Origin of the sequence: Pseudomonas sp. MRSN 12121 (assembly GCF_000931465.1) — a bacterium.
Classification (GTDB): Bacteria; Pseudomonadota; Gammaproteobacteria; order Pseudomonadales; family Pseudomonadaceae; genus Aquipseudomonas.
In genome coordinates this window covers 1,351,337-1,376,780 of record NZ_CP010892.1, presented here as the reverse complement: position 1 = coordinate 1,376,780, position 25,444 = coordinate 1,351,337, and the positions used below count along the sequence as shown (strand labels likewise).

The window sequence follows — 25,444 nt, the reverse complement described above, 5'->3', positions numbered from 1 at the left end:
TCGCCTCCTTAATCCCAGGCCGAAACCGGGGCCGCGAGCGCTGGCCGGGTCGGCAGCTCGGGCAGTTTCACCCAGAGCCCCGCCGGCAGCACCGGCCCCTGTTCCGCCAGCCCGGGGTTGAGCCGCCAGAGGGCTTCCTCCGCGGCATCGTCGCTGCGTCCCAGCTCGCGGTAGAGCAGCAGGTTCACCGAGTCGCCGGCGATGCTTCTGACCTTACGCATTGATGAACTCCGTCAGTTCTATGACCCAGTCGTTGACCATCGCCGTGCCGTCGTCGATCACATGGCTTTGGGTCTCGGACACACTGTCGATGCGCCACAGCCCCCAGTTGCGGCCGATGCCATCGACCAGCGGCAGCGGTATTCGCAGCGCCTGCAGGGCCCGCAGCTCATCGAGCCGGGCCATGCCGATCGCACGCATGGATTTGCCACTGATCGTCAGCCCTTGCAGGCCCTGCCCGGTCTGGCTGGATTTGGGCTTGCTGGTGAGAATGTCCAGGTTCACCCAGCCCCCGCCCGACTTGCGCGCCAGGGTGCTGTAGGCGAACCCCCGCGCCTGGCCGAAGATAAAACTGCCCAGCACCATTTGCTGTCGCATCAGACACCTCCATCGCTAAGGGCCGCACCGCGTCTTACTGCGAGCGGGTCGGTCATCATCAAGGGCACGAACTGCGCCCTGAGCTGTTGCAGCACAAGGTCGGCGATGTGCTGGGAACTGGCCTGGTCGGGGCCGCTGATCTGGATGACCGGGGCGAAGGTGACTTGCTGGCTGGAAGCCGAACTCGCCACCAGTCCCTTGCTGACTTCACCCGGTGGCTTCAAGCGGTCCCCCACTTCGCCCCCCAGCCGACCGAACGTTTCGCTGCCCAGCCAGCCGCCAATGGCGCCGCCGAGGAGTCCGCCGACAGCCGTGCCGAGAATCGGCACCACGCTGCCCAGGGCCGCTCCCATGGCGGCGCCGGAAGTGCTGCCGGCCCAGGCGCCACCCAGGGTACCCAGACCGGAACCGATGGCCCGGGAGTCGCCGCTGCGTACCCCCTTGAACACATTCAGGCCCGCCCTGAGCAGCTTGAGCGGCCGCCCGGCCACGCGTCCGGCCACAGAGCGCACACCGGCGAAGCTACCCTTCAAGCCGCGACCGATGCGGGACATCAGCCCCGCACGTGGCGCAGCAGGCGCAGTCGAAGACGGCTTTGCCGCCTTGGCCTGTGGTGCCTGTCGGTCGCCCTTGGGCTTATCCTTGGGCTTATCCTTAGGCTGGTTCTTTGGCTTCGGTTCGCGGGCCCTGGACGTGCCCTTGCCCTCAGGCGGTCCGCCGCAGCAGCCCCCGCCTTCGCCGAACAGCTTGCCGATACTCGACGGCAGTCTCGGCGCCGCCAGGCTCAACAGTTTTTTCGCGACCTGGGTAAAGACTTCGTCCAGCACCGACTTGAGCAACCTCCCCACCACCGGCGCAATGGCGGCCCCGGCCAGGGCCAGGCCGGCAGCGATCTTGGGAAACTCCGTCGCCAGGCTGGCCAAGCCATCGACCACCCCACCGATAGGCGCCATCGCCCCTTCCGCCACCGGCGCGACGGCGGAACCGAACGCACTGTTCATCCGGTTCAAGCGTGCCTCGAACGTGTTCGCCTGAACCTGCGCGGATTGGCGCACCGAGCCCTTGTCGCCCAGCTCCGAGGTGGCGTACTGCTTTTTGTCCGCGACCCGGGAAAGGGCGCGCTCAACTTCGGGCAGTTGCTGCGACAGGCGCAACGCAGCCTCGCCGCCGTCACCGAACAGCGTGCTGGCCAGGGCGGAACGCTCCGCGGTCGACACGCCGGGAGCTTGCAAGGCTTTGAGGGCCTCGGTCAGGGCACCCGGGGCATCCAGTTTCAACGGATCGACCTGTAGCCGTTCCCAGGCCGCTCGTTGCGCCTCGGACTTCGGTTCGCCCTTGCCCAGGGCGGCGGTAATGCCTTTGAGCGCCTCCCCGGCATCGGCCTTTTGCGTACCGGTATTGAGCAAGGCCGCGGTCAGCGCCGCCGCCTGTTCCGGAGCCAGCCCCGTCGACGTCGCGGCAGCACCATGCCGTTGCAGGATCGCGCCGATATCAGCGGCCTGCGCATCGCCCGGAAGCTTACCGAGGTGGTTGGTCGCGTCCGCCAGGTCGAGGGCCTGATTGCGATCCAGCTTCATCGAAGTGCGCAGGCCGGCCAGCATGTCGGCGGCGTCCTTGGCCGGCATCTTGAACGCGGTTGCTATGAGCCCGGCGTCGCCGGCGAAGGTCTGCAAGGTCAACGGGCGGGACTTGTCCTGATCGTTCTCGATCCCGGCCTTGGCGGCGACGTACTCGGCCTTCGCCAGGTCGACCGCGCTGGTTCCGCCGGCGGCGATTCCGGGAGAACCGGCCATCTGGTAATTGGCCTGCGCCAGATCCGCGCGCTCCTTGCCAGTGAGATAAACCACCTGCCCCAGATCGGTCAGGGCCGCCTCCATGGCGATCGCCGGCTTGAGCATGTCTGGCAGCGGCCCGCCAGCGGCTGCCTTGTCCGTGGTCTTCTGCCCCTTGGCCGCCTCGCTCCCGGCAGCGCCGGAGCTGGCCCGCAGCAACGAGCGTTGCGATGACAAGGCCAGCTTCAACGAGTCGATCGCGCTGGTCAGCTGGCGCAATTCGAAGCTGGCCGCATTCAACGCCAGAATAAAGCCGCTGCTCGACAGGCCGGCATTGCCCGGGCTCGCCAGGGCCGCCTGCGAGTTACCTGGCGGCCCGGCGCCGACCAGGGGCGACCCCGGCGGGCCCATGGCAGCGTTCTTGAGCGCAAACTGATTGTTCGCCATTCCGCTCTACTCCTCTTTCACGCCAAGGCGAGTGATCGCGATGTCGTAACGGCGCAAGGCCTTGCCAGCGTCCCACTCCAGGATTTCCGCTTCACTCACCGAGTAAATGAGCGGTACCACATCGAGGATCACTTCGATGTCGCGTTCCGAAAGAAGTCCGCCGGTTTGTTTAAAAAATCGTCGATGCGCCCTTGCAGTTGCGTCCAGTCCGGCACGCTCAGCAGCGCCAGGTCGGGCAGCATCAGGCCGGTGCAATGGGCGGTGATGAACTCGGCGCGTTCCTTGGACGTCTTGAGTTTCTTCATCACTTTGGTGGCCCGCAGCGCCGGCATTTCCAGGCTCAGGCTGGTCAGGTGCTGGCCAGCGATCTCGATCGGCAGGAGCAAGCGCACCTGGTCGAGATCCGCGGATTCGTCATGCGCGGTTTCGCCAGGGCGATCGTCGTCGCCCGGTTCGAGGAAATACGCACTCGGGCGCGTCGACATGTCGTGCACGTACTGGGCGATGCTCACGTAGTCCGGGCGCTTGAGCTGGTCGAGTTCCGTGGCCGACAGGCCGGTGGCCAGCTTCGCCAGCTCGAAGAACTGATCGTCCTCGTCGTCGCCGGCGCGGGCCAGCGCCTCTTTCTGCGCGGCATAGAACAGGGGTTTGAGCTGGATCTGCGCGATCTGCGACTCGTCGTCGGCGGTGATCGGGCACAGCAAGGCATGGATCGGAGGCGTCCAGGACATGAAGAATTCCTTGGTAAAGGGGTAGGAGCGAGCTTGCTCGCGATAGGAGATGCAAAGCCTTTACGATGTCGGCTGTCAGACCGTCATCGCGAGCAAGCTCGCTCCTACAAAGGGGGCTGGTTACGGCAGCAGGACGGCGCGGCGGGCATCGCCGAGAATATCGACGCCAGCGAGCACGAACTTCTGGGTGCGCACGTCGATGTCGATCACCGGCACGCCGTTCTCGATGCGGTTGTAGGTCCGGCAGGCGAGTTCGAAGGTGGTGGTGGGTTTTTCATTCATCTTCATGGCCGTCTCGGCCAGGGATTTCAGCTTGCCGCCGACGGTGTGGTAGGTGAACCAGGTCTTGCCATCCTGGTCCTGGCCGGCCTCGCGCACGTTGAGCAGGATGTCGTCGCCCAGCTTCACCCCCAGGGCCAGCATGATTTCCGGGCCCAGCCCCTGGAGCTTGAGGGTGGCGGTCAGCGCCTTGCCGCTCTTGGCCATTTCCTCGGCGATAAAGCGCCCACCGGCCATCGCTTCCATTTCGAACTCGATCTTCGGCGGGGTGAATTCTTCCACGGTCGCCGACAACGGCAGGCCTTGCAGGGTGGCCGCGATGGCCTGTCTTACGCGGTTGGTAAACATTAGAGAACGTCCTCCAGGAACTGCTCGATGATTTCATCGCGGGCGTTGAGTTGATAAACCATGTGTTCGTTCGGCGCGTAGCGGCCGTAGTCGATGACCACGTACCAGGTGCCGTTCTTGTACTTCTCGACGCTGTTCAGCTCGGGGTGCAGGTACACACTGCCGCCCGGGATGGTTTCGTCGGCGACCAGGGTCTGCAGCCAGTCGTTGATGCGCTTGACCTCCTGGTCCATGAACGACTTGGTCAGGTTCTTGGCCATGGCTTTCTGCCCGGCCTTGACCAGCTTGCGGCTGATGGCGTCTTCCAGGCCGACGTAGCTGATGAACTTGCCGGTGATCGAGCGGTTACCCAGCAGCGAGAAGCCGCCGAGGATGGTGCGGGCGTAGTAGCTGACACCGTAGCGGTTGAGCAGGTCGCCCTCGGTGGAGGTGTCGAGGATGTTGTATTCCACGGTCCGCGACACGTCCTCGGCGTAGGTCACCTGGTTGCCCGGGCTTTCCCATTGCTTGACCTTGGCCAGGGCGGCGATGGCCAGGCTCGACGGGGCGAGGAACACATTCTTCTTCGCCGCCTTGGAGTACACGGCCGGCATGTTGTGCACCACCAGGCAACGATCGAAGCCCAGGTCGGCGCCGCCCAGTTCCTTGCTGTAGGTCACCTGGTCGGCGACCGAGGCGTCCTTGCCGTCGAGCACCACACGGGCCTTGATGCGCTTGCCGAACGAAGCGAACTCGCCGGCCACCGCCTTGGTGCCGGTGAAGCCCGGCGCGCCGATGATGGTCAGGTCTTCCGCGACCCCGCTCAACGCGGCCAGGCCGAGCTTGCGGCCGGTGGTGGCGTCGATGCCGCCGATCACGTTGTTGAGGGTGTCGGCCGGGGTCGCGCCCTCTTCGACAATCACCACATAGACCGGCACCTTGACCACTTTGAGGATCTGGTACACCGCGTGATACAGGGTGCCTTCCTCGGCGCCGGTCGGATCGAGCAGGGCCTGGGTGGTGAAGCTGTTGATGCGGAACGGCGCATTGCGCGGAATCAGCGGATCGGCTTTCGGCGCGGTGCCGACCAGGCCGATGACGTTGTCGCCCAGGCCACCCATGGCCTCGGGGGATTCGGTGGCATTCACGGTAATGCCGTTGTGCTCGAAGTTCAGAACCTCAGCCATGGTTATTCAGCCTTCTTGGCAGTGGCCTTCACGGCCTTGGTGGTAGGGGTGGCCGCTTCGGCCGGTTGGCGCGCCGCAAGGACGCTGGTCAGTTCCAGGCGGCCGGCGGCACGCAAGGCACTGGCCTCGACATCGAGCAGTTCAAGCTTTTGGCCGACGCTCGACCAGTGGCCGCCCCCGGTAGGGAACGGCACGAGGACGGTGTATTGCTGGCGGATGGGCATTTGCGAATTTCTCCAGACGCAAAAGCGCCAAAGCCCCTCTGCGGGGCTTTGTGCGGGCGAAAAAAAACCGCTTTCGCGGTGGGTGTTAATTCACGAAGGCTGGCCGCTCCGGCCAAACCAGCTTGGAAGGTTCTTTTTCCCGCTCGGGGAGGTCCCGCAAAGCCTTACGGTAGGCCGCCACTTCAGCTCGCTGGGCATCAGTGATCGGGTAATCCACCAGTTGGGTGAAATCGCTGGCCTGCAGAAGCTGGTCCCGGCGGGTACGAATCGCAGCCCACTCGGTTTCAGGTGTTGGCTGCGCCAGCGGAAAGTCGGTGTTTACAGTGGTATCGGTCATTTCGGTTCCTTAACTAAAAACGACGGTTTCAGCCAATGACAGTTTCGTTTTCAGGTCACCCTGTTTAAACAGGCGGCCATTACCCACACGCATGGTGTCGATGCGCACAGTGGTGTAATAAATACTTGGAATGAGAATACGCATCACAATATTGCCATTTGTGTCGACGTAAACAGCAGGTGTCATGTTGCCGAATGTCGATACGTTCTGCAGTGTGCGAGTTGGCTGATAGCAATAACCTACCAGCGTCTCCTCGATGATCTTTGCGGTCCCGTAACTGTAGCCCTTGATATTGAACCAGAACATTTCCGAGTTCACATTGATATTCAAAGGAACTTTGAAATGCATATATACATTTGTGATGGTACCCAGGTCGGTCGATACGAAATCACCCTCCACCGAAGTACCCTGCAAGCCCCCCGTACCATAAACATGTCCTTGCAACATATTACGGCGAACGGTGCCGAGCGCCGCCGGGTCACCCTCAACGTCTTTCATGTTTCGCCACTCATTGAACTGAGCCAAAGCCGTGGCCATGGTGCTATTGATGCTGCCAATCTTGCCATTGACTGCAGAGGTCAAATTATTTGCCGCCGTTACCAACGATGCGACTGTAGTTTCTAAACTCACGTTTCAAATCCTTGTGCTATTGATTAGCTTGCGCACCGTTGAAGAACAGGTACACCCGTTTCAGTGATACTTACAGAATCAAACAATAAAACTTCACTCACTTACTTGCCGACATCCTTCATTTAGCCTCCAGCGACATGACGCGAAACATCAATTCGACATGGCGCGCCATATTGTCGATATTCGCCGTCGCCAGAGTGGTGATTTCTTCGCTCAACAAGATATTGAGGTTTTCAGCCCCTACCACCACCGTCACGCTATCCGCCGGCAGCGGCGAAATATCCAGCGTGAACTTCTGCAGCACCCGTGCCGCACCAGCCTTGTAAGTCAGCAGCTTGCCGGCCACCGAATACACCGCCAGCAAGGTGCCGCTGGCCAGGTAGAAACCGAACTCGCCGATCTCGTATTCGTCCGGACCGTCGAACAGCGCCGCCATCCGTAGCTGGCGCGAACCCAGGTCCTCGTAATCCACAATCGCCACCCGCTGCCGTTCGTTGCGCAAAGCGGTTTCCGAACCGTCCGGGTTGTAGCGGCCGGTGCCGGCCCCGATGTGGGTGATCTCACCTTTCAAGCCTTGGTTCTTTGCCGCCAACACTTCATCCAGACCGGCGGAAGTGAAGCGAACCAAGCGCGTAATGTCATCTGTCATAGCTGCGCCCTGAGGTCGTAGTCGTTAATGGTGTAGTGCTGGGGAACCCCGGCACTGTTAAGCCGAGCGCCGAGCTCGAATTCGGGCAGCACGCCCTCGAGGCAGAATTCGCCATCGCTCAGCGCGGTATCCGCACCGCCGTTGATGGTCAGCGATGCGCCCAGCTTGACCTCGGGCAAGGCCCCAGGCCGGCTGTCATCGCCAATGCTCAGGCCTGGATCGGCCGCCACCGCCAGTCGCAACCCACCCGAAGTCTGGTGGACGATGGTGATGGTGCCGTCGTCGCGCTCGCTCTTGGCGGCGTCGATACGGCGTATCAAGCGGTTATGGTCGCCACTGGACCAGTCGCGGACGATGATTGCCTGCACGTCGAAGGTATAGGGATGGCCCAGCGGTCGCTGCTCGTACCAGGCGGCGATGTTGGGTTGGAACCCCAGGGACTCGACCGCGTGGCTCAATGCCTTGCGGGTCCCGGCCTGCCGCTGGATCTGCCAGGACAGTGAGACGGTCAGGCGTTTTTCGGTTTCACTGGCGCCCGCATCCCACTCATTCACCCCGCGATCGGCGGCCAGGTAAGGCAGGAAAGCCGCAGGGGTCCGAGTGGCGTTCATCAACTCGGGAAAGGGCGGAGCCACACGCTCGAGCAGCCGGGAGAAACCCAGGTCGAGGGCCTTTTCCAGGGCTGAACTGTTGGCCGGCAGCAGGCTCGAGCGGGCAGAGTCATCACTCATAAGGTGCGTACCTCCACTTCAACTCCCGTGCAATACGGCGCCTGGAACGCCGTGGTCACGATCGGTTGCAAGGGCTCGAGGATCTCCAGTTGCACCGCACCCGCCGCATGCAGCGTGTAATCGATCCAGCTCGGGTCGACCCGCCCTTCCAGGCGATGACAGCTGTCCGCGTAAGCCTGGAGTTGCCGCTGCGTGGCGACCTGGGTCAGCCCCGAATCGGGCCCCGGGTTGATCTTGGCCACGACGCGGATCTTGTAGGGCTTGATGTCGGCCGCCTGCACCGTGACCCGGTCGGTTTCCGGTTTCACATCCGGTCGCGCGAAATGCTGGCGCACCCCCTCGAGCAGTGCTGCAGACGGCGTACCGTCGCCCTGCCGCGAAAGCACCGTGACCTGCACTTCGCCCGGCGCCGTGCGGCGGCCGTTGCCATCCTTGACCTGGGCGGCGAAACCGTCCGGATCGAAGGTGTAGGTGACGGTCACCACGCCCGCGTCGGAGGAATCCACCTTCACCGTCGGCCGCTCCCCCAGGGTGAACACCTCGCGGCGATACTGCATCCGCGAACCGGCGGCCGGCGCGTGGGGCGCCAGGTAGTAGCGCAGGCGCGCATCCTCGTCGCTTTCATAGACAGGCGGCACCGGCGGAAAGGCCGCGGGATCGCCCGGATCGAGCAACTGACGCTCCAGGCCCATGTCCGCCAGGCGCGCATCCAGGTTGCTGCCGGTCGCCCACCAGGCCAGCATCTGCTTGATGCGGGCGTTGTATTTGCGTTCGTGGGTCTGCAGGCGCACACAGAACGCTTCGAGGGCCATGCTCAGTAATTCGCTTTCGTTCTCCAGGCTGATCTTCAGCTTGGCCGCGCTTTCCGGCGAGCGGGCGCCGACGTATTCGACGACGAAATGCTTGAACTCGGCGAGCAAGTCCTCAAAGGCTTCGACGGTGACGATCGCCGGCTCGGCCAGCTGGTTTTGTCCCGGTATCAGCATGCTCATGTCACGACCTCGAACGTCTGTTGGCGGTTTTTCCAGGTGCCGGCAAAGCGCAACAGCAGCCCGGCGCCGCGCCGGCTGGCGACTATCACCTGCGGCTCGAAGTCGCCGATGCCGTTCTGTTCGTTGTAGAACGCCTGCGCGGCGTGGCTCTGGGCCAGGATCAGCAGGTCATCGCCGAGGTTCTGGCCCAGCAGGCCGGGAATCAGCGAGCCGTACAGCGGCCGCTTCTGCCGGGTGCCCAGCGGCGTGGTCAGGGCACGGGTCGCGCGCTGCACGAACTGCAGCCAGTCATCGACCGTGGCCCCGGTGTGTCTATCGATTCCAATCATGGGAAGGCTCTTATCCAGTGCTGATGACACGGCCCTGGTGTTCCACCAACGGACCGCTGAAATGGATGCCGGCGCTGTCGAGCAGGATGCCCACCGCGCCCAGGCGCAACTCGATCGCCTCGGGACGCATCGCCAGCCGTGCAGGACCGATGCTCAGCTCGACCGCTTCGCGAGAAGCGTTCAACTGGCTCGGCCCGTTGCTCCAGTTCAAGACATGGCCGGCATCGTCGTAGCTGCTCTGGGTGCCATCGGCGTACTGCCGGCGGGTCAGCGCAGCGAGGTTCGACGCCGGTGGAAAGCGCTCGCAGTTGATGCCGAACAGCGCCACCGACTGCGCGCCGTTGTCGCCCCCGCCGTAGTTGAACAGCAGGCACTGCTCGCCCACGGAAGGAATCCGCGATTCGCTCTGGGCACCGGCGCTGGGGTTGAAGAAACGGATCGCCGGCGTCAGCAGTTCGCCATGGCTGACCCGGCAGGTGTTGCTGGCCGCGTCGACCGCCTGGCACACGCCGATACGGCAATGGTTTTCCGCGCGCCGGTGCAAATCCTCGAGCTCGGCTTCCATTTCCGCCAGGCGCTCGATGATCGGCCCCAGTTGCATGCGCAACAGCTCGTCAAACATGGGTCAGCCCTCCAGAGCCTGGTATTGGTCGGGATCGTCGATGTTCGACACCTCCCAGGTGCGGGCGAATTTCGGGATGCCGGTCGGGTCGTCCAGCAAGGGCGGCCCGAGGTACAGCGTCTGGTTGAACGACAGCGTCCAGGCCGCGTATTGCTGTTCGCCGCGAACCAGCGTCGAGGGCACACCGTCGATGTTCATCGGCAGGTCGCACTGCGCAGCCGGCAGGCCCCAGCGGTTGTCCGTGACCAGCCCCTTGAGCGCAGCGACCAAGTCGCCGGCCTCAAGCCCGGAATGCCCTGCCCCCGCAGCCGCCACCCCCTGCAGCGAGACCGTCAGCACATGGGCGTTACGCCCCTCGGGGCTGCGTACGCCCGGCGCATTGCGTTCCAAGGCAATCAACACCCACGCCTGCTCGAGCACGCCATCGAAGTCCTGGTGGCTGCCCACCTTGAGCGCCAGCCCCGCCCCTCGCAGGGTCTCGGCAATGGCGAAAAACAGCTGCGAGGGTTTGTCGATGACAGCGGGCATAGGGGAGCTTCCTGTTCAGATGGCAGGGGGGAGATTGCGCGGGGGAGCGGTGAATGTCGGCTTGCTGCACGTCGACGGTGCTGGTCGCAATTGCGCGTTGATGTCGCTCAAAGGCGATGGAGGTGAGCTCGCGGCTCTGGGGGAGCGTTCGCTGGGCGACTTAACGCAGCGAGTCCGAAAGGGCGTAGCCCGACCAGGTCAGCTGATACAGCTGGACGCCATCGACGCCAAATCCGCTGTAGGTTACATAGCCGGCATCGAGCAGCAGCTTCAGGTGTGCGTACTCGCCTTCGTTACCGTTGCGGCCGAACTTGTTCTTGAAAACCGCCAGCGCATCGACACCGCCGATGGGCGCGACAGTGCGAAAGCCTTCCAGGATATTTTTTACCGTGCTGTTAAAACGATCCATGTGTTGCTCCTTGAGTTGTCCCAGTCGGCCCTATGCCGAAAGGAAACCCGCAGCCTGTGCCGCGGGTAGTTCGCTCAAAGGCGATCGCTCGAAGCTCGTGGCCTTCTCATGATTCAAGGTCCCGCAACGGGAACACTTGATCTGGAGCTCGGTGAACTCACCCACCCGGGCAAGCAGTCTGTTGCACTTTCCACATCTGCATTCTTTCAACATCTGCCAGTCCATTTGATTTTCCGCCGGGTCCATCCCGCTCGCCCAAGCAATGAGCGCCTTGGCTGGCTTGCAGGTACAAAAAAGCCTGATTCAGAGACCAGGCTTTTCGTGGGGTATCGCGCTGTAATCGCTCGACACCGAAGGATAAAAACTCAGGCGTACTTCTCGTTCAGCGCATAAAGAATCGCGCAGGTTTCCACATCCAGTTTCCCGGCGTAGTTCTTCGGCCGGAAATGCATCTGGAAGGCCCGCACCAGCGACTGGAAGAAGTCATCCGTCGCCTGCGCCGGCACGCCATAACCATAGGCGGCGAAGGCCTTGAGCACGGCGGCGCGCTCGGGCAGGCCCGCGGCGCGGAATTGCTGGACGTATTTCCTCTTGGTCGGCTCGTCGTACCAGGCGCCGATGCCGGCCTTGTAGAGCTCCTTCCAGGGCAACTTGGGACCCGGGTCGGATTTGCGCCCCACCGCGATATCGGAATGGCCCACCACGTTCTTCGGCGACAGATCCGGATAACGCTGGAGGATATTCAGGGCCAGCTGCTTGAGCGCCTCGACCTGGGAGCGTTCGTAATCCGGAAAGGTGAACACCCCGTTGACGTCGGTGGCTTCGTTGACGATTTCAATGCCGATGGACGTGTCGTTCAAGCCACTGCGACCGGCCCAGTCACTGACACCGGCATGCCAGGCACGATCTTCCTCGGCCACCAGGTTGAAAATCCGCTGCTCCTGGAAACCCGCGGCCTGGTAGGTCGGATCCTGCAACGCAGGAATCAGGTAATGGGCGCTCGCCGCGCCGGTGGTCAGGGCCTTGACCGATGCCTCGAAGTTCAGGGCCGTGTAATGCAGCACCAGGAAACGCACGCGCTTGTTGTAGGGCGCGAGGGTGCGGTAGCTGTTGTAATCGATCGGGATCATGGTTTTTTGCCTCTCTTTGAAACGGATGGGTGCACGGCATGGCGCCGTGCCGAAAGCCTTCCTGTCTGGAAGGCCGATCGAGCTCGTTCAAGACGAGTACGCGTCCTGCGTCAGGCGGGTATCACGGCGTCGACTCATAAGGTCGACGTTTTGTTTGGAAGGTTATTCAGGCATCCGGGCGGGAGTCCTTGGGCGGCACTTCGCACACCCCCAGGCGCTTGGCCGCCCAGCGCTCGTAAAGGCCGATGGCCACATCGGCGCCTGCCATGGCGGTCAGGCAACCGAAGGCACCAGCGGTCCAGATCGAGACGCCGGCGGCATACAGCAGCATGATGGTCGAGACCCCGCAGATCACACAGGCTCCGGAACGCAGGGCCAGGCGCCGCACCAGCAGCCAGCCGCGGGCGCCCTCCTTGTCGGCGCGCCACATTTCGCCGGATACCCCGCCCATCAGGGCCAGGACGATGACCAGCCAGATCGGCATGTCCAGCAACGCTTGTTGCTCGTTTGTCATGTCACGCCTCCTGGGAGCGTTGATGAGTGCGGGGCTGAAGGAGCAGACGGCAGCGCTCCCGCGGCGCCGTCTTCGACACTGGAAAAGCCTGCCGAGCGAGCGTTACAGGCGTTCAACAATGACGTTGTCGATAAAGGCAAAGTTGGCATACGGATTCTGCTCGTTGGAGAACGCCAGAGTCGTTTGCGTGGTAGTGGCGGTGAAGTCGTAGGTCAGGGTGCTCCACTCGATCGCCACGCCCTTGGCGGTTGGCGTATTGAAAGTGGCGGTTTGGCCAGCCACCTTGACCTGTACGATGCCGTCGCCCGAACGACCGGCGAACTTCGAATTGCCGGCGCTGAACGTCAGTCGGTACTTGGCGCCGACGACAGTGGCGAAGTTCTGTTGAATGCCCCCGCCGTTGCCATAGACATAGTTCGCCAAGTCAACGATCACCAGGCCATCCGCGGCGACGGAACCGCCGAAGGAAGCCGGTACGTTGAAGTACTCGGCACCGGACAGGAAGGTGGTCCAGCCAGTGATGAAGTTGGTTTTTGCCGGGGTATCCAGGACACAGCCACCACTGCAACCGGGCTGCTCGAAACTGCCGTTGACCAGCAGGTTGGCCGCAACGGCGTTGGCCGCGGAGCCCAGCAGCACAGCGGCGGCGAGCATGGGAGCGAGGTATTTTTTCAAGAGGTTCATGTGTTCACCTATGGGTTCGATGGTTTGGGTTTTGCCGCCGAAGCAGCATTCATGTCGCTCACAGGCGATCGCTCGGGGCTCGCGGCCCTCACAGGGTGAGGCGTTGCGCAGCGGGAATGAGGCCCCGAATGCGGTGCGTCAGGTAGGCATTCCAAAAAGCCCGGCGCCGAGCCGGGCTTTTCAGTAATGCGGTCCTTCGCCTTCCTTTCATCCTGTTCACCGAAAGGAAGCTGACTTTTCGGCGCTACTGGCGCGGTACGAGTCCATTCAAATTGTTTTTCCGACCGCGGTCCCTGCCCGCCGGATAACTGCTCTTGGTGCTTTACGCTGCACACCCGGGTCAGTTGCCAACCCTCTGAACCGTCGAGGCCGGTTCATCGCTGCCTATGCTTTTGCCACTAAAGAGCGGTGTTGCTCGCCGCTGCTGAGCGGCTTGGAACGAATAATATGCATGGATGCATATCCAGTCAATGCGTAAATGCATTTATTTATGCGTTAAAAATGCTCGCATGCATGAAAGCCGCATAAATAAAGGTTTGGAGGGTTTGCGCCAGGCACAAAAAAGCCCGCTCGAGGGCGGGCTTTGGCTAATGGGCTGCGGTCAGCGGGCGTACATGCCCCACCAGAAGACATGACCCAGGATGACGATCTGCTCTTCCTGCATGTCCTGGAAGCTGTAGTCCTCATCCGGATGTTCGTCGCGGTTGAAGCTGCGCAGGCGAATGCCGGAAGGCAGGCGGTAAAGCTGCTTCACCCGCAACTGGCCGTTGTGGTTGATGGCATAAAGATCGCCGTCGACGATGTCGCCGATACCACACTTGCCGGCATTGACCCCTACCGTGGCGCCGTCGCGCAGCACCGGCAACATGCTGTTGCCCCGTACCGTCACGCATTTGGCCTGGTCGAACTGCACGCCGTTGTGCCGCAGGCTGCGCTTGCCGAAGCGCAGGCTGGAGCGCTCGCTTTCCTCGATGACGAATCTTCCTGATCCTGCAGCCAATTCAACCTCGCGAAGAAAGGGGACCGAGACCTCGTCGTCATCGACGGGGGTATCGTCGTCCCACAGACTTATGTCCTTGAGTTGCGAATGCGGATCATCGTGGGCAGCCATCGACCGCGCCGACGCGATAGCCGCGCGTCCGCGCAACTGGTCGGTGCTGACCTGGAAGTACTCGGCGATCCGCGAGATGTGCTTGTCCGAAGGATCGACAATCTTGCCGCTGAGGATCCGCGAAAGGGTGGATTGAGGCACGCCCGTGCGCCGATGGAGTTCCGTAGGGGAAATGCCATCGCGATCGAGGAGCTCTCTTAAGACGATAGAAACGTTGCGCTTTTGCATAACGCGCATATTGCTCGTTATTTTCGCCGATGACAAATGCTAAAATGCATATTTTTGCATCATGCCCCTTGAATCCGGGGTGGCTTCATCCCTGCGAAGGCCGGACGGCCCATGGTAACCTTGCGTCCATCGCGAAAACGCCGGGCCTCTGCCCCGTCTCCTGCTCACCCTTTTCAACGAATCAACCTGACGACCCGATGAATAAAGCGCTCACCGATCTGTCCTCCCACACGCCGATGATGCAGCAATACTGGCGCCTCAAGAACCAGCACCCCGATCAGCTGATGTTCTACCGCATGGGCGACTTCTACGAGATCTTCTATGAGGACGCGAAGAAGGCCGCCAAGTTGCTGGACATCACCCTGACCGCGCGTGGACAGTCGGCGGGCCAGGCCATCCCGATGTGCGGCATTCCCTACCACGCCGCCGAGGGTTACCTGGCCAAGCTGGTGAAACTGGGCGAGTCGGTGGTGATCTGCGAGCAGGTCGGCGACCCGGCCACCAGCAAAGGCCCGGTGGAACGCCAGGTGGTGCGCATCATTACCCCGGGCACCGTCAGCGACGAAGCCCTGCTCGACGAGCGCCGGGATAACCTGATCGCCGCGGTGCTGGGCGATGAGCGTCTGTTCGGCCTCGCCGTGCTGGACATCACCAGTGGCAACTTCACGGTCCTGGAGATCAAGGGCTGGGAAAACCTGCTGGCCGAGCTGGAACGCATCAATCCGGTGGAGCTGCTGATCCCGGACGACTGGCCACAAGGCCTGCCAGCGGAAAAACGCCGTGGCGTGCGCCGTCGCGCGCCCTGGGACTTCGAGCGCGACTCGGCCCACAAGAGCCTCTGCCAGCAGTTTTCCACCCAGGACCTCAAGGGCTTCGGCTGCGAAAACCTGACCCTGGCCATCGGCGCCGCGGGCTGCCTGCTCAGCTATGCCAAGGAAACCCAGCGCACCGCCCTGCCCCACCTGCGCAGCCTGCGCCATGAACGCCTGGACGACACCGTGGTGCTCGACGGCGCCAGCCGCCGCAACCTGGAACTGGATACCAACCTCGCCGGCGGCCGCGACAACACCCTGCAATCGGTGGTCGACCGTTGCCAGACCGCCATGGGCAGCCGCCTGCTGACCCGCTGGCTGAACCGTCCGCTGCGCGACTTGAAAGTCCTGCAGGCGCGGCAGACCTCGATCGGCTGCCTGCTGGACGGTTACCGCTTCGAAAGGCTGCAACCGCAGCTCAAGGAAATCGGCGACATCGAGCGGATCCTCGCGCGTATCGGCCTGCGCAACGCCCGTCCCCGCGACCTGGCACGCCTGCGCGACGCCCTGGCAGCGCTGCCGGAACTGCAACTGGCGATGACCGAACTCGAAGCCGAGCACCTGAGCCAGCTGGCGGTGACCACCAGCACCTACCCGGAACTGGCGGCGCTGCTGGAAAAAGCCATCATCGACAACCCGCCAGCGGTGATCCGCGACGGCGGCGTGTTGAAGACCGGTTACGACAGCGAACTGGACGAACTGCAATCGCTGAGTGAAAACGCCGGACAATTCCTCATCGACCTGGAAGCCCGGGAAAAGGCGCGTACCGGCCTGGCCAACCTGAAAGTCGGCTACAACCGGATTCACGGCTACTTCATCGAATTGCCCAGCAAACAGGCCGAGCAGGCCCCGGCGGATTACATCCGGCGCCAGACCCTCAAAGGCGCCGAACGCTTCATCACCCCGGAGCTCAAGGCCTTCGAGGACAAGGCGCTGTCCGCCAAGAGCCGTGCGCTGGCGCGCGAGAAGATGCTCTACGAAGCCTTGCTGGAAACCCTGATCGGCCACCTGCCGCCGCTACAGGACACCGCCTCGGCCCTGGCCGAACTGGATGTGCTGAGCAACCTGGCCGAACGCGCGTTGAACCTGGACCTCAATTGCCCGCGCTTCGTCAGCGAACCGTGCATGCGCATCACCCAGGGTCGCCACCCGGTGGTGGAACAGGTACTGACCACGCCATTCGTGGCCAATGACCTGAGCCTGGACGACCACACCCGGATGCTGGTGATCACTGGCCCGAACATGGGCGGTAAGTCCACTTATATGCGACAGACCGCGCTGATCGTGTTGCTGGCCCATATCGGCAGCTTCGTACCGGCGGCCAGCTGCGAGCTGTCCCTGGTGGACCGCATCTTTACCCGGATCGGCTCCAGCGACGACCTGGCCGGTGGCCGTTCCACCTTCATGGTGGAAATGAGCGAAACCGCCAATATTCTGCATAACGCCACCGAACGCAGCCTGGTGCTGATGGACGAAGTGGGGCGTGGCACCAGTACGTTCGATGGCTTGTCCCTGGCGTGGGCTGCGGCAGAACGTCTCGCCCAGTTGCGGGCGTACACCCTGTTCGCCACGCATTACTTCGAGCTCACGGTGCTGCCGGAAAGCGAACCGCTGGTCGCCAACGTGCACCTCAACGCCACCGAGCACAACGAGCGCATCGTCTTCCTGCACCACGTGCTGCCAGGTCCAGCGAGCCAGAGCTATGGCCTGGCCGTGGCCCAGCTGGCGGGGGTTCCGAGCGCGGTCATCGTCCGCGCCCGCGAACATTTGAGCCGCCTGGAGACCACCAGCCTGCCTCACGAGGCGCCGCAACCGGTAGCGGGCAAGCCTTCGGTTCCGCAACAAAGCGACATGTTCGCCAGCCTGCCGCACCCGGTGCTCGATGACCTGGCCAAGCTCGATCTGGACGACATGACCCCGCGCAAGGCATTGGAAATGCTCTATACATTGAAGACACGCATCTAACGCTGATGCTTTCAAGCTGTTAGAATCTCGCGCGGTTTGGGATGCTGCGGGCTATTAGCCTGGTCCGCAGATTATCGCTCCCGAACCTGGCGACCCCGTCATGAAGGGGCTCCGCTGCCGCCGCCTGAGGAGAGAATTAGAAATGACCTTCGTCGTCACCGACAACTGCATCAAGTGCAAGTACACCGACTGCGTAGAAGTCTGTCCGGTGGACTGCTTTTACGAAGGCCCGAACTTCCTGGTGATTCACCCGGATGAGTGCATCGACTGCGCGCTGTGCGAGCCTGAATGCCCCGCTGTAGCGATCTTCTCCGAGGATGAAGTTCCGGAAGAGATGCAGGAATTCATTCAGTTGAACGTTGAACTGGCCGAAATCTGGCCCAACATCACCGAGAAGAAAGAGTCCTTGCCCGATGCCGAAGAGTGGGATGGCGTCAAAGGCAAAATCAAGGATCTGGAGCGCTGATCACTCGCACTCCCTGAAAAGGCCCCTTGCGGGCCTTTTTGCTGTCCGGCGTTCAGCTCAGCTTTTTCGCAGGCAAAAAAAAGGGGCGGTATGACCCGCCCACCTTTTTTCCCTATTCCCTGTATTCCTTTTCATCGTCCTGATGAATCGCATCCTGCGATGTCCTGACCATCATCCTTGATGGTTGTGTCTATCCGTCGACACAGGGCTGATATTAGAGAGTTTCCATGACAGAGCAATGGCACTGACAGACAGGAAAACTGTCCAACAACCACCCGCCATCAAAATAAATCCTTATTAATCAATACGATAGAATTTACACCAGACAAAACAGCCAACTTTCATACTCGATAAAGACCGAACACTTACGAAAGAGTAAGCCTTTACTTACATGCTCTTGCAAGGAACAGGCTTCACCAGTGAACGCCTGCCCGTTCTTGTGAATAAGCCATAAAAAAACCCCGAACCAGTCGGGGCTTTTTCACTGCGAGTTCACCGGTGCCGTTACTGGAACAGCGACTCGCTGGACAAGCCATTCTTTTCGAGGATCTCGCGCAGACGCTTGAGACCTTCGACCTGGATCTGACGTACCCGCTCCCGGGTAAGCCCGATCTCCAGCCCCACATCTTCCAGGGTGCTGCTTTCATGGCCGCGCAAGCCGAAGCGACGAACCACCACTTCCCGTTGCTTGTCGGTCAGTTCGGAAAGCCATTGGTCGATGCTTTGCGACAGGTCGTCATCCTGCAGCAGTTCGCACGGATCGGTAGGACGATCGTCGGTGAGGGTGTCCAGCAGGGTTTTATCCGAATCCGGACCCAGCGAGACGTCGACTGAAGAAACCCGCTCGTTCAAGCCCAGCATGCGCTTGACCTCGCCCACCGGTTTTTCCAGCAGGTTGGCGATTTCTTCAGGAGAAGGTTCATGGTCGAGTTTCTGTGTCAGCTCCCGTGCTGCCCGCAGGTAGACGTTGAGCTCTTTGACCACATGAATCGGCGGCCGGATAGTCCGGGTCTGGTTCATGATTGCCCGTTCGATGGTTTGACGTATCCACCAGGTGGCATAGGTCGAGAAGCGGAAACCGCGCTCCGGGTCGAACTTTTCCACCGCCCGGATCAGGCCGAGGTTGCCCTCTTCGATCAGGTCCAGCAGCGAAAGCCCGCGATTGACATAACGTCGGGCGATTTTCACCACCAGGCGCAGGTTGCTTTCAATCATTCGCTTGCGCCCGGCAGGATCACCACTTTGCGACAGGCGCGCAAAATGAACTTCTTCTTCCGGGGAGAGCAACGGTGAAAAGCCGATTTCATTGAGATACAGCTGCGTTGCATCGAGCGCTCGCGTGTAATCAATGTATTTGTGTTGTTTCAGTGAAGCGGAGTGTTTGGATTTGGCACGAACTGAAGGTACAGCAGATCCCTCATTCGACATCGAATCAGTGGCGATGCCCGTCTCCATCAGGAGAACTTCATCGTCGATGTCAAACTCCGGCACTTCTTTACTGAGAGCCATTGTTATAGTCCTTTGGTGAGTTCGACCTCAGGCTCAAGCGACGCCTTTATCCTTGGCAACGCTGGAACCTGTTCCCCCCTACGACGGAACAGGTTTGGTAACGGATCAACGACGTGGCAGGAATTGCAGCGGATCTACAGGTTTACCTTGTCGGCGAATCTCAAAGTGCAGTTTCACCCGGTCTGTACCAGTTGATCCCATCTCGGCAATTGTCTGTCCGACTTTGACCTGCTGCCCCTCCCGAACCAATAGCCTGCGGTTGTGGCCGTAAGCACTGACGTAGGTATCGCTGTGTTTGATGATGACTAATTCGCCGTAGCCCCTTAAGCCACTCCCGGCGTAAACCACCGTCCCATCAGACGCAGCTAAAACAGGCTGTCCCAAATCCCCGGCGATATCAATGCCTTTATTCAAACTACCGTTTGAAGAGAATTTTCCAATCAAAATACCGTTCGCAGGCCAGCCCCAGCCCTTTGGCGCGGGGCCTGCAGGCGGTAATGGAGCCGGCGCGGGCTGGCTCGCAATCGTTGGCGCGGCCCCTGCCGGACGACGAATTACCGTGGTTTTACTTGAAGAAGATGCGCTGGAAGCCGACTTGGTGACCACCGCCGTCGGCGCCGAACCCGAGCGGCCGTCGAAGCGGATGGTCTGTCCCGGATGAATGGTGTACGGCTCGGCAATATTGTTACGCGCAGCCAGGGCCTTGTAGTCCCAGCCATAACGGAAGGCAATGGAGAAGAGCGTGTCGCCACGACGCACCGTGTACTGCCCAGTGGTCACTGTCGGACGCTGCGGCACCGCACTGGTGCGATCGACGACCTGGGCGCTGCTCGATTTAGTGCTCGAACATCCGACCAACAGAGAACTCAAGACAAGGCCAATCACCAGTCGCTGAAAGCTTGTTGTACCCATACGCTGCGCAATGACTGTGAGACTCACCCGCCGCTCCCTTTGTGGTGGTTGAAGATAAATAGTGCCTGGCTAAGGCATGAAATGTCGCAAGTATAACCGGCCCCCTGCGCTTTACCCCTGGCAAAGCGAAATCGACAGACGCCGGCGCTACGCGACTTGATCGATCGATCCAGCTGTAAGACCAAGCCGATCAAACAGAATTCACCTGCGGCAAACAAATGCTCAGGCCAGAGGCCCATTGAGCAACGGAACGAAGCGCACGGCGCCGAGGACATGCCGTGAGAACCCTTGCTCTTCACGAATGATCAGCATCAGTTGCTGCACCTCGCCAGCACCGACGGGGATCACCATCCGGCCACCGGGCGCGAGTTGGTCCAGCAGAGCCTGAGGAATGTCAGTGGCGACCGCCGTCACGATGATGCCGTTGTACGGCGCCAGCGCCGGCCAGCCTTCCCAGCCGTCGCCCCAGCGGAACACCACGTTGCGCAGGTTCAACTCGACCAGACGCTCCTTGGCACGATCCTGCAGCACTTTGATCCGCTCGACCGAGAACACCCGCTCCACCAGCTGCGACAACACCGCCGTCTGGTAGCCCGAACCGGTGCCGATCTCCAGCACCTTGTCCAGCGGGCCTGCCGCCAACAGCAGCTCGCTCATGCGCGCCACCATATAAGGCTGCGAGATCGTCTGGTTGTGCCCGATCGGCAAGGCCGTGTCTTCGTAGGCCCTATGCGCCAGCGCCTCGTCGACGAACAGATGCCGAGGAGTGCGCCGAATCACTTCAAGCACCTGGGTGTTGGACAGGCCTTCATCGTAAAGACGCTGAATCAGACGCTCACGGGTACGCTGGGAGGTCATCCCGATACCGCGCCGCAACAGATCGTCCTGCTCGCGAGCCATCAGCGCAGCCCCTCCAGCCAGCCATCAAGCGTTCTGAAGGCGTCATTGAAGGTACGGTCGAGCTGCAACGGCGTGATCGACACATAGCCCTGCATGATGGCGTGGAAATCCGTGCCTGGGCCGCCATCCTCGGCATCGCCCGCCGCGGCGATCCAGTAGCCGGCCTTGCCGCGCGGGTCGACGGTCTTCATCGGCGCCGCCGCGCGAGCGCGATGGCCCAGGCGAGTCAGCTGGATACCGCGAATATGATCAAGCGGAAGGTTGGGAATGTTCACGTTCAACACAGTGCGTGGCGGCAGATCCAGTTGCCCGTGGGCCTCGACCAGCTTGCGGGCGAAATAGGCGGCCGTGGGCAGGTTGTCCACCTGGCGCGAAACGAATGAGAAGGCGAATGCCGGAAGGTCGAGGAAACGTCCTTCCAGCGCCGCGGCGACAGTACCGGAGTACAGCACGTCATCCCCCAGGTTCGCCCCCAGATTGATGCCGGACACCACCATGTCCGGATCGCGCTCCAGCAGCCCGTTGAGCCCCAGGTGCACACAATCGGTCGGGGTGCCATTGATGCTGATGAAACCATTGCTCAAGGTGTGCGGGTGCAGCGGACGGTCGAGCGTCAGCGAACTGCTGGCACCGCTTTTGTCCTGGTCCGGGGCGATCACCACACACTCGGCGTAATCCGCCAGCGCAGCATGAAGCGCGGCGAGGCCGGGTGCTGTGACACCATCGTCGTTAGAAATCAGAATACGCATGGGCTGTCCGTCTGCCCCACCGGCACCAGATCGACGAGTTCACGCACCAATACGGTGGCGAAGCATCCGGCCGGCAGGACGAATTCCAGTTGCAGAATGTCAGGCTCGGGATAATGCCACGTCAACCCGCCAATGGGCAGCCGCAGGATGCGACGTTCGTGGCTCATTCCAGCTTTAATCAACCAGTCGCGCAGATCCGCTTCGTCGCCAGCCACCCGCTGCTCCAACTGGTGCGTAGCCCCGGCGGCGGGCGAGTCGCCCTCTCCCCACTGCGGCCCGGTGGGGTGCAGATCCAGGATCGCCAGGCGCGGATCGCTGCATTCAGCCTCACCGGCCGGGAAGAAACTGCGGCTGTCGGTGAAGGCCAGCAGGTCGCCGACCTGGGCGCGCTGCCAACTGCCGTCGGCCACCCGTGCCGCCAACACGCGGTTGAACAGGTAGCTGCGCGCGGTGGAGAGCAGGCGCGAACGCAGGTTGCGCTGTTCCGGCAAGGCTTTGCGGGCCGCCCAGTCGCGGGCATCGACCAGGTTGCCGCCGTCATGCCCAAAGCGCTGGGCGCCGAAATAATTGGGGATACCGTGCCGGGCGATCAATTGCAGGCGTTCTTCAATCCCTGCCTTGTCGGCCTTGAGCGCCGTGAGCCGCAGGGTGAAGCCGTTGGCCGCATGCGCGCCGCGTTGCAGCTTGCGCTTGTGGCGAGCCTGCTTGAGGATCTTCAGCGTATCGTTTTCAGCGGCCGACATATCGGGATCGGCCTTGCCAGGCAGTTGCACGCTGAACCACTGCCGGGTCAATGCCTGGCGATCTTTCAGGCCGGCATAGCTGACGGTACGCAGCGGCACACCCGCCGCCTTGGCAATTCGCCGCGCCGCCTCTTCGGTGTTCAGGCCGCGCTTTTCCACCCACAGCCACAGGTGTTCGCCTTCGCCGGTCAGTGGAATATCCAGGACTTCGTCGACCTGGAAGTCTTCGGCAGTGGCCTTCAGTACCGCGCTGCCCAGGGCTTCGCCATAGGCCCGCGGGCCCAGTAGTTGCAGTTCGTTCATGCGCGCAGCAACAGGGCAACGGAATGGACGGCAATGCCTTCTTCGCGCCCGACAAAACCGAGTTTTTCGGTGGTCGTGGCCTTGACGTTCACCTGATCGAGCTCGACCTGCAGATCCGCCGCAATCAGCCCGCGCATCGTTTCGATATGCGGAGCCATCTTCGGCGCCTGGGCCACGATGGTGTTGTCGACGTTGCCGACCTTCCAGCCCTTGGCATGGATCAGTGCGACGACATGACGCAACAGCGCACGGCTGTCGGCGCCCTTGAACTGCGGATCGGTGTCCGGAAAATGTTTGCCGATGTCGCCCAGCGCGGCCGCGCCCAGCAAGGCATCGCTCAACGCGTGCAACAGTACGTCGCCGTCGGAATGGGCGAGCAGCCCGAAGCCGTGTGCGATACGCACGCCGCCCAGAGTGATAAAATCGCCTTCAGCGAAACGGTGCACATCGTAGCCGTGGCCAATACGCATAAAAAAACGCCCTGATTGAGTCAGGGCGTGATTCTACCTGCTTTGACGGACATTAGGCGCCCAGAGCGCGCGCATGATGCTGCAGGTGGTCGCCAATGAAGCTGGCGATGAAGAAATAGCTGTGGTCGTAGCCGGGTTGCAGGCGCAACGTCAGCGGATGACCGGCAGCTTTCGCCGCCTGTTGCAGCACTTCCGGCTTGAGCTGATTGGCCAGGAAATCGTCGCGATCGCCCTGGTCCACCAGCAACGGCAGCTTTTCGCTGGCTTCCTGGATCAGCACGCTGGCATCCCATTCGCGCCAGCGGGAACGCTCTTCGCCCAGATAACGGGAAAAGGCTTTCTGCCCCCACGGGCAATCCATCGGATTGCTGATCGGTGCGAAAGCCGATACCGACTGGTAGCGCCCCGGGTTGCGCAACGCGCAGACCAGCGCGCCGTGCCCGCCCATGGAGTGGCCGCTGATACCGCGCTTGTCCGAAGCCGGGAAATGCGCCTCGACCAGCGCCGGCAACTCCTGCACCACATAGTCATGCATGCGGTAATGCTCGGCCCAGGGCTGCTGGGTGGCATTGAGGTAGAAGCCCGCCCCCAGCCCGAAGTCCCAGGCGCCGTCCGGGTCGCCCGGCACACCGGGGCCGCGCGGGCTGGTATCCGGCGCGACGATGATCAACCCCAGCTCGGCGGCCAGGCGCTGGGCGCCGGCCTTGTGCATGAAGTTCTCGTCGGTGCAGGTCAGGCCGGACAACCAGTACAGCACCGGCAGCTTGCCCCCCTGCTCCGCCTGCGGCGGCAGGTAGACGGCGAACACCATGTCGCAGCCCAGCACTTCGGAACGATGCTTGTAACGTTTGTGCCAGCCGCCGAAGCTTTTCTGGCAGGACAGGTTTTCCAGACTCATGGGCATCTCCCAGCTTCAAGCCGCAAGCGTCAAGCTGCAAGAGAGACGCCCCCACTTGCCGCTTACAGCTCGTAGCTTGCCGCTGCTTTTAAAAATGGATGACGGTACGGATGCTCTTGCCTTCATGCATCAGGTCGAAGGCCTTGTTGATGTCCTCCAGCCCCATGGTGTGGGTGATGAAGGTATCCAGCGGGATTTCGCCGCTCTGGGCCATGTCGACATAGCTGGGCAATTCGGAGCGGCCGCGCACGCCACCGAACGCCGAACCGCGCCAGACGCGACCGGTCACCAGCTGGAACGGACGGGTGGCGATTTCCTGGCCAGCGCCGGCAACGCCGATGATCACCGACTCGCCCCAGCCCTTGTGGCAGCATTCCAGCGCGGCGCGCATCAGTTGCACGTTGCCGATGCACTCGAAGGAGAAGTCCACGCCACCGTCGGTCATGTCGACGATGACGTCCTGGATCGGCCGGTCGAAATCCTTCGGGTTCACGCAGTCGGTGGCGCCCAGCTGCCGGGCGATTTCGAACTTGGCCGGGTTGATGTCGATGGCGATGATCCGTCCGGCCTTGGCTTTCACGGCGCCGATCACCGCCGACAGGCCGATGCCGCCCAGGCCGAAGATCGCCACGGTGTCGCCGGCCTTGACCTTGGCGGTGTTGATCACCGCGCCGATCCCGGTAGTGACGCCGCAGCCCAGCAGGCAGACTTTCTCCAGAGGTGCTTCCTTAGGGATTTTCGCGACCGAAATTTCCGGCAACACGGTGTACTCGGAAAAGGTCGAGGTGCCCATGTAGTGGAAAATCGGCTGGCCTTTATAGGAGAAGCGAGTGGTGCCGTCCGGCATCAGGCCCTTGCCCTGGGTAGCGCGGATCGCCTGGCACAGGTTGGTCTTGCCCGACAGGCAGAATTTGCACTTGCCGCATTCCGGCGTGTACAGCGGGATCACATGGTCGCCCACCGCCACCGAGGTCACGCCCTCGCCGATGGCCTCGACCACGGCACCGCCCTCATGCCCGAGGATCGACGGGAAGATGCCTTCCGGATCGGCCCCGGACAGGGTGTAGGCATCGGTATGGCAAACGCCGGAGGCGACGACGCGCAACAGCACCTCGCCGGCCTTGGGCATGGCGACATCGACTTCAACGATTTCGAGGGGTTTCTTGGCCTCGAAGGCAACGGCAGCGCGCGACTTGATCATCCTGGGTCTCCAGCGAATAAAAACGAGACAGGGAGTGTAAAACAGTGCCTTACGATGA

Annotated in this window: 31 protein-coding genes; 2 read left to right on the top strand and 29 right to left on the bottom strand. The window is 61.9% G+C overall.

Annotation, left to right across the window (positions count from 1 at the left end):
- Nucleotides 1–8: 8 nt before the first annotated feature.
- The 21 genes from TO66_RS06175 to TO66_RS06075 all read right to left on the bottom strand — a co-directional run bounded on the left by TO66_RS06175 (nt 9) and on the right by TO66_RS06075 (nt 14,467).
- Nucleotides 9–221, bottom strand: a complete 213-nt coding sequence (locus tag TO66_RS06175) for a tail protein X (protein WP_044461500.1) — start codon at nt 219–221, stop codon at nt 9–11.
- Entirely contained in the window at nt 214–597 is a 384-nt protein-coding gene (locus tag TO66_RS06170; RefSeq protein WP_044461499.1) for a phage tail protein, read from the bottom strand. Before TO66_RS06170 ends, TO66_RS06175 begins: the two co-directional genes overlap by 8 nt.
- Nucleotides 597–2,816 (bottom strand): phage tail tape measure protein, encoded by a 2,220-nt coding sequence (locus TO66_RS06165; RefSeq protein WP_044461498.1) that lies wholly within the window; start codon nt 2,814–2,816, stop codon nt 597–599. The genes TO66_RS06170 and TO66_RS06165 overlap by 1 nt, the downstream gene beginning before the upstream one ends.
- A gap of 128 nt (nt 2,817–2,944) precedes the next feature.
- Nucleotides 2,945–3,547 (bottom strand): phage tail assembly protein, encoded by a 603-nt coding sequence (locus tag TO66_RS06155; protein ID WP_044461497.1) that lies wholly within the window; start codon nt 3,545–3,547, stop codon nt 2,945–2,947.
- A 120-nt stretch (nt 3,548–3,667) separates the two neighbouring features.
- Nucleotides 3,668–4,174: a phage major tail tube protein gene (locus TO66_RS06150; RefSeq protein ID WP_044461496.1), complete on the bottom strand. Its 507-nt coding sequence runs from the start codon at nt 4,172–4,174 to the stop codon at nt 3,668–3,670.
- A complete protein-coding gene (locus tag TO66_RS06145) occupies nt 4,174–5,340 on the bottom strand; it encodes a tail protein (protein WP_044461495.1) in 1,167 nt (388 codons plus the stop codon). Before TO66_RS06145 ends, TO66_RS06150 begins: the two co-directional genes overlap by 1 nt.
- A gap of 2 nt (nt 5,341–5,342) precedes the next feature.
- Nucleotides 5,343–5,564, bottom strand: coding sequence for a hypothetical protein (locus tag TO66_RS06140; RefSeq protein ID WP_044461494.1), 222 nt, complete (start codon nt 5,562–5,564; stop codon nt 5,343–5,345).
- A gap of 85 nt (nt 5,565–5,649) precedes the next feature.
- Complete coding sequence (locus tag TO66_RS06135) at nt 5,650–5,901, bottom strand: tail fiber assembly protein (RefSeq protein WP_044461493.1); 252 nt, start codon at nt 5,899–5,901, stop codon at nt 5,650–5,652.
- Between the two features lie 9 nt (nt 5,902–5,910).
- Entirely contained in the window at nt 5,911–6,531 is a 621-nt protein-coding gene (locus TO66_RS06130) for a hypothetical protein (RefSeq protein WP_044461492.1), read from the bottom strand.
- Nucleotides 6,532–6,649: 118 nt separating this feature from the next.
- Nucleotides 6,650–7,180, bottom strand: a complete 531-nt coding sequence (locus TO66_RS06125; RefSeq protein ID WP_044461491.1) for a hypothetical protein — start codon at nt 7,178–7,180, stop codon at nt 6,650–6,652.
- Nucleotides 7,177–7,911: a phage tail protein I gene (locus TO66_RS06120; RefSeq protein ID WP_044461490.1), complete on the bottom strand. Its 735-nt coding sequence runs from the start codon at nt 7,909–7,911 to the stop codon at nt 7,177–7,179. The genes TO66_RS06125 and TO66_RS06120 overlap by 4 nt, the downstream gene beginning before the upstream one ends.
- Nucleotides 7,908–8,903 (bottom strand): baseplate J/gp47 family protein, encoded by a 996-nt coding sequence (locus TO66_RS06115; RefSeq protein WP_044461489.1) that lies wholly within the window; start codon nt 8,901–8,903, stop codon nt 7,908–7,910. Before TO66_RS06115 ends, TO66_RS06120 begins: the two co-directional genes overlap by 4 nt.
- On the bottom strand, nt 8,900–9,232 hold the full coding sequence (locus tag TO66_RS06110; RefSeq protein WP_044461488.1) for a phage baseplate protein: 333 nt from the start codon (nt 9,230–9,232) through the stop codon (nt 8,900–8,902). Before TO66_RS06110 ends, TO66_RS06115 begins: the two co-directional genes overlap by 4 nt.
- A gap of 10 nt (nt 9,233–9,242) precedes the next feature.
- A complete protein-coding gene (locus TO66_RS06105) occupies nt 9,243–9,854 on the bottom strand; it encodes a phage baseplate assembly protein V (RefSeq protein ID WP_044461487.1) in 612 nt (203 codons plus the stop codon).
- Between the two features lie 3 nt (nt 9,855–9,857).
- Nucleotides 9,858–10,382 (bottom strand): hypothetical protein, encoded by a 525-nt coding sequence (locus TO66_RS06100; protein ID WP_044461486.1) that lies wholly within the window; start codon nt 10,380–10,382, stop codon nt 9,858–9,860.
- A 160-nt stretch (nt 10,383–10,542) separates the two neighbouring features.
- On the bottom strand, nt 10,543–10,791 hold the full coding sequence (locus tag TO66_RS06095; protein WP_044461485.1) for a hypothetical protein: 249 nt from the start codon (nt 10,789–10,791) through the stop codon (nt 10,543–10,545).
- Nucleotides 10,792–10,821: 30 nt separating this feature from the next.
- On the bottom strand, nt 10,822–11,004 hold the full coding sequence (locus TO66_RS32310; RefSeq protein ID WP_082061163.1) for a Com family DNA-binding transcriptional regulator: 183 nt from the start codon (nt 11,002–11,004) through the stop codon (nt 10,822–10,824).
- Nucleotides 11,005–11,156: 152 nt separating this feature from the next.
- Nucleotides 11,157–11,921: an N-acetylmuramoyl-L-alanine amidase gene (locus TO66_RS06090; RefSeq protein WP_044461484.1), complete on the bottom strand. Its 765-nt coding sequence runs from the start codon at nt 11,919–11,921 to the stop codon at nt 11,157–11,159.
- A gap of 166 nt (nt 11,922–12,087) precedes the next feature.
- Complete coding sequence (locus TO66_RS06085; protein ID WP_044461483.1) at nt 12,088–12,435, bottom strand: phage holin family protein; 348 nt, start codon at nt 12,433–12,435, stop codon at nt 12,088–12,090.
- 102 nt (nt 12,436–12,537) lie between these two features.
- Nucleotides 12,538–13,119, bottom strand: coding sequence for a DUF642 domain-containing protein (locus tag TO66_RS06080; protein WP_044461482.1), 582 nt, complete (start codon nt 13,117–13,119; stop codon nt 12,538–12,540).
- A gap of 601 nt (nt 13,120–13,720) precedes the next feature.
- Nucleotides 13,721–14,467 (bottom strand): XRE family transcriptional regulator, encoded by a 747-nt coding sequence (locus tag TO66_RS06075; RefSeq protein ID WP_171820074.1) that lies wholly within the window; start codon nt 14,465–14,467, stop codon nt 13,721–13,723.
- A gap of 188 nt (nt 14,468–14,655) precedes the next feature.
- On the opposite strand from TO66_RS06075, the gene mutS reads away from it, so the two are divergent.
- Both mutS and fdxA read left to right on the top strand, forming a co-directional pair.
- Nucleotides 14,656–17,235: a DNA mismatch repair protein MutS gene (gene mutS / locus TO66_RS06070; RefSeq protein WP_044461480.1), complete on the top strand. Its 2,580-nt coding sequence runs from the start codon at nt 14,656–14,658 to the stop codon at nt 17,233–17,235.
- A gap of 142 nt (nt 17,236–17,377) precedes the next feature.
- Nucleotides 17,378–17,701 carry a ferredoxin FdxA gene (fdxA, locus tag TO66_RS06065; protein WP_007908827.1) on the top strand — a complete coding sequence of 108 codons (324 nt, stop codon included), beginning with the start codon at nt 17,378–17,380 and terminating at the stop codon, nt 17,699–17,701.
- Nucleotides 17,702–18,205: 504 nt separating this feature from the next.
- On the opposite strand, the gene rpoS is transcribed toward fdxA, so the two are convergent.
- The 8 genes from rpoS to TO66_RS06025 form a co-directional block, all read right to left on the bottom strand.
- Nucleotides 18,206–19,210, bottom strand: a complete 1,005-nt coding sequence (gene rpoS / locus TO66_RS06060) for an RNA polymerase sigma factor RpoS (protein ID WP_044461479.1) — start codon at nt 19,208–19,210, stop codon at nt 18,206–18,208.
- A 105-nt stretch (nt 19,211–19,315) separates the two neighbouring features.
- Nucleotides 19,316–20,149, bottom strand: coding sequence for a peptidoglycan DD-metalloendopeptidase family protein (locus tag TO66_RS32305; RefSeq protein ID WP_044461478.1), 834 nt, complete (start codon nt 20,147–20,149; stop codon nt 19,316–19,318).
- A 195-nt stretch (nt 20,150–20,344) separates the two neighbouring features.
- The gene (locus TO66_RS06050; protein ID WP_171820139.1) at nt 20,345–20,980 is read right to left on the bottom strand and encodes a protein-L-isoaspartate(D-aspartate) O-methyltransferase; all 636 of its coding nucleotides are present in this window, start codon (nt 20,978–20,980) and stop codon (nt 20,345–20,347) included.
- 41 nt (nt 20,981–21,021) lie between these two features.
- A complete protein-coding gene (surE, locus tag TO66_RS06045; protein WP_044461476.1) occupies nt 21,022–21,771 on the bottom strand; it encodes a 5'/3'-nucleotidase SurE in 750 nt (249 codons plus the stop codon).
- Nucleotides 21,759–22,817: a tRNA pseudouridine(13) synthase TruD gene (gene truD, locus TO66_RS06040; protein ID WP_044461475.1), complete on the bottom strand. Its 1,059-nt coding sequence runs from the start codon at nt 22,815–22,817 to the stop codon at nt 21,759–21,761. The genes surE and truD overlap by 13 nt, the downstream gene beginning before the upstream one ends.
- Nucleotides 22,814–23,287, bottom strand: a complete 474-nt coding sequence (gene ispF / locus TO66_RS06035; protein ID WP_044461474.1) for a 2-C-methyl-D-erythritol 2,4-cyclodiphosphate synthase — start codon at nt 23,285–23,287, stop codon at nt 22,814–22,816. Before ispF ends, truD begins: the two co-directional genes overlap by 4 nt.
- A gap of 52 nt (nt 23,288–23,339) precedes the next feature.
- On the bottom strand, nt 23,340–24,191 hold the full coding sequence (gene fghA, locus TO66_RS06030) for an S-formylglutathione hydrolase (RefSeq protein WP_177330392.1): 852 nt from the start codon (nt 24,189–24,191) through the stop codon (nt 23,340–23,342).
- Between the two features lie 82 nt (nt 24,192–24,273).
- On the bottom strand, nt 24,274–25,386 hold the full coding sequence (locus TO66_RS06025; protein WP_044461473.1) for an S-(hydroxymethyl)glutathione dehydrogenase/class III alcohol dehydrogenase: 1,113 nt from the start codon (nt 25,384–25,386) through the stop codon (nt 24,274–24,276).
- Nucleotides 25,387–25,444 lie beyond the last annotated feature (58 nt).

What these genes read in the sequence shown, in the direction of transcription:
- TO66_RS06175 (WP_044461500.1), bottom strand. Translation starts at nt 221, where the DNA reads ATGCGTAAGGTCAGAAGCATCGCCGGCGACTCGGTGAACCTGCTGCTC.
- TO66_RS06170 (WP_044461499.1), bottom strand. Translation starts at nt 597, where the DNA reads ATGCGACAGCAAATGGTGCTGGGCAGTTTTATCTTCGGCCAGGCGCGG.
- TO66_RS06165 (WP_044461498.1), bottom strand. Translation starts at nt 2,816, where the DNA reads ATGGCGAACAATCAGTTTGCGCTCAAGAACGCTGCCATGGGCCCGCCG.
- TO66_RS06155 (WP_044461497.1), bottom strand. Translation starts at nt 3,547, where the DNA reads ATGTCCTGGACGCCTCCGATCCATGCCTTGCTGTGCCCGATCACCGCC.
- TO66_RS06150 (WP_044461496.1), bottom strand. Translation starts at nt 4,174, where the DNA reads ATGTTTACCAACCGCGTAAGACAGGCCATCGCGGCCACCCTGCAAGGC.
- TO66_RS06145 (WP_044461495.1), bottom strand. Translation starts at nt 5,340, where the DNA reads ATGGCTGAGGTTCTGAACTTCGAGCACAACGGCATTACCGTGAATGCC.
- TO66_RS06140 (WP_044461494.1), bottom strand. Translation starts at nt 5,564, where the DNA reads ATGCCCATCCGCCAGCAATACACCGTCCTCGTGCCGTTCCCTACCGGG.
- TO66_RS06135 (WP_044461493.1), bottom strand. Translation starts at nt 5,901, where the DNA reads ATGACCGATACCACTGTAAACACCGACTTTCCGCTGGCGCAGCCAACA.
- TO66_RS06125 (WP_044461491.1), bottom strand. Translation starts at nt 7,180, where the DNA reads ATGACAGATGACATTACGCGCTTGGTTCGCTTCACTTCCGCCGGTCTG.
- TO66_RS06120 (WP_044461490.1), bottom strand. Translation starts at nt 7,911, where the DNA reads ATGAGTGATGACTCTGCCCGCTCGAGCCTGCTGCCGGCCAACAGTTCA.
- TO66_RS06115 (WP_044461489.1), bottom strand. Translation starts at nt 8,903, where the DNA reads ATGAGCATGCTGATACCGGGACAAAACCAGCTGGCCGAGCCGGCGATC.
- TO66_RS06110 (WP_044461488.1), bottom strand. Translation starts at nt 9,232, where the DNA reads ATGATTGGAATCGATAGACACACCGGGGCCACGGTCGATGACTGGCTG.
- TO66_RS06105 (WP_044461487.1), bottom strand. Translation starts at nt 9,854, where the DNA reads ATGTTTGACGAGCTGTTGCGCATGCAACTGGGGCCGATCATCGAGCGC.
- TO66_RS06100 (WP_044461486.1), bottom strand. Translation starts at nt 10,382, where the DNA reads ATGCCCGCTGTCATCGACAAACCCTCGCAGCTGTTTTTCGCCATTGCC.
- TO66_RS06095 (WP_044461485.1), bottom strand. Translation starts at nt 10,791, where the DNA reads ATGGATCGTTTTAACAGCACGGTAAAAAATATCCTGGAAGGCTTTCGC.
- TO66_RS32310 (WP_082061163.1), bottom strand. Translation starts at nt 11,004, where the DNA reads ATGTTGAAAGAATGCAGATGTGGAAAGTGCAACAGACTGCTTGCCCGG.
- TO66_RS06090 (WP_044461484.1), bottom strand. Translation starts at nt 11,921, where the DNA reads ATGATCCCGATCGATTACAACAGCTACCGCACCCTCGCGCCCTACAAC.
- TO66_RS06085 (WP_044461483.1), bottom strand. Translation starts at nt 12,435, where the DNA reads ATGACAAACGAGCAACAAGCGTTGCTGGACATGCCGATCTGGCTGGTC.
- TO66_RS06080 (WP_044461482.1), bottom strand. Translation starts at nt 13,119, where the DNA reads ATGAACCTCTTGAAAAAATACCTCGCTCCCATGCTCGCCGCCGCTGTG.
- TO66_RS06075 (WP_171820074.1), bottom strand. Translation starts at nt 14,467, where the DNA reads ATGCGCGTTATGCAAAAGCGCAACGTTTCTATCGTCTTAAGAGAGCTC.
- mutS (WP_044461480.1), top strand. Translation starts at nt 14,656, where the DNA reads ATGAATAAAGCGCTCACCGATCTGTCCTCCCACACGCCGATGATGCAG.
- fdxA (WP_007908827.1), top strand. Translation starts at nt 17,378, where the DNA reads ATGACCTTCGTCGTCACCGACAACTGCATCAAGTGCAAGTACACCGAC.
- rpoS (WP_044461479.1), bottom strand. Translation starts at nt 19,210, where the DNA reads ATGGCTCTCAGTAAAGAAGTGCCGGAGTTTGACATCGACGATGAAGTT.
- TO66_RS06050 (WP_171820139.1), bottom strand. Translation starts at nt 20,980, where the DNA reads ATGACCTCCCAGCGTACCCGTGAGCGTCTGATTCAGCGTCTTTACGAT.
- surE (WP_044461476.1), bottom strand. Translation starts at nt 21,771, where the DNA reads ATGCGTATTCTGATTTCTAACGACGATGGTGTCACAGCACCCGGCCTC.
- truD (WP_044461475.1), bottom strand. Translation starts at nt 22,817, where the DNA reads ATGAACGAACTGCAACTACTGGGCCCGCGGGCCTATGGCGAAGCCCTG.
- ispF (WP_044461474.1), bottom strand. Translation starts at nt 23,287, where the DNA reads ATGCGTATTGGCCACGGCTACGATGTGCACCGTTTCGCTGAAGGCGAT.
- fghA (WP_177330392.1), bottom strand. Translation starts at nt 24,191, where the DNA reads ATGCCCATGAGTCTGGAAAACCTGTCCTGCCAGAAAAGCTTCGGCGGC.
- TO66_RS06025 (WP_044461473.1), bottom strand. Translation starts at nt 25,386, where the DNA reads ATGATCAAGTCGCGCGCTGCCGTTGCCTTCGAGGCCAAGAAACCCCTC.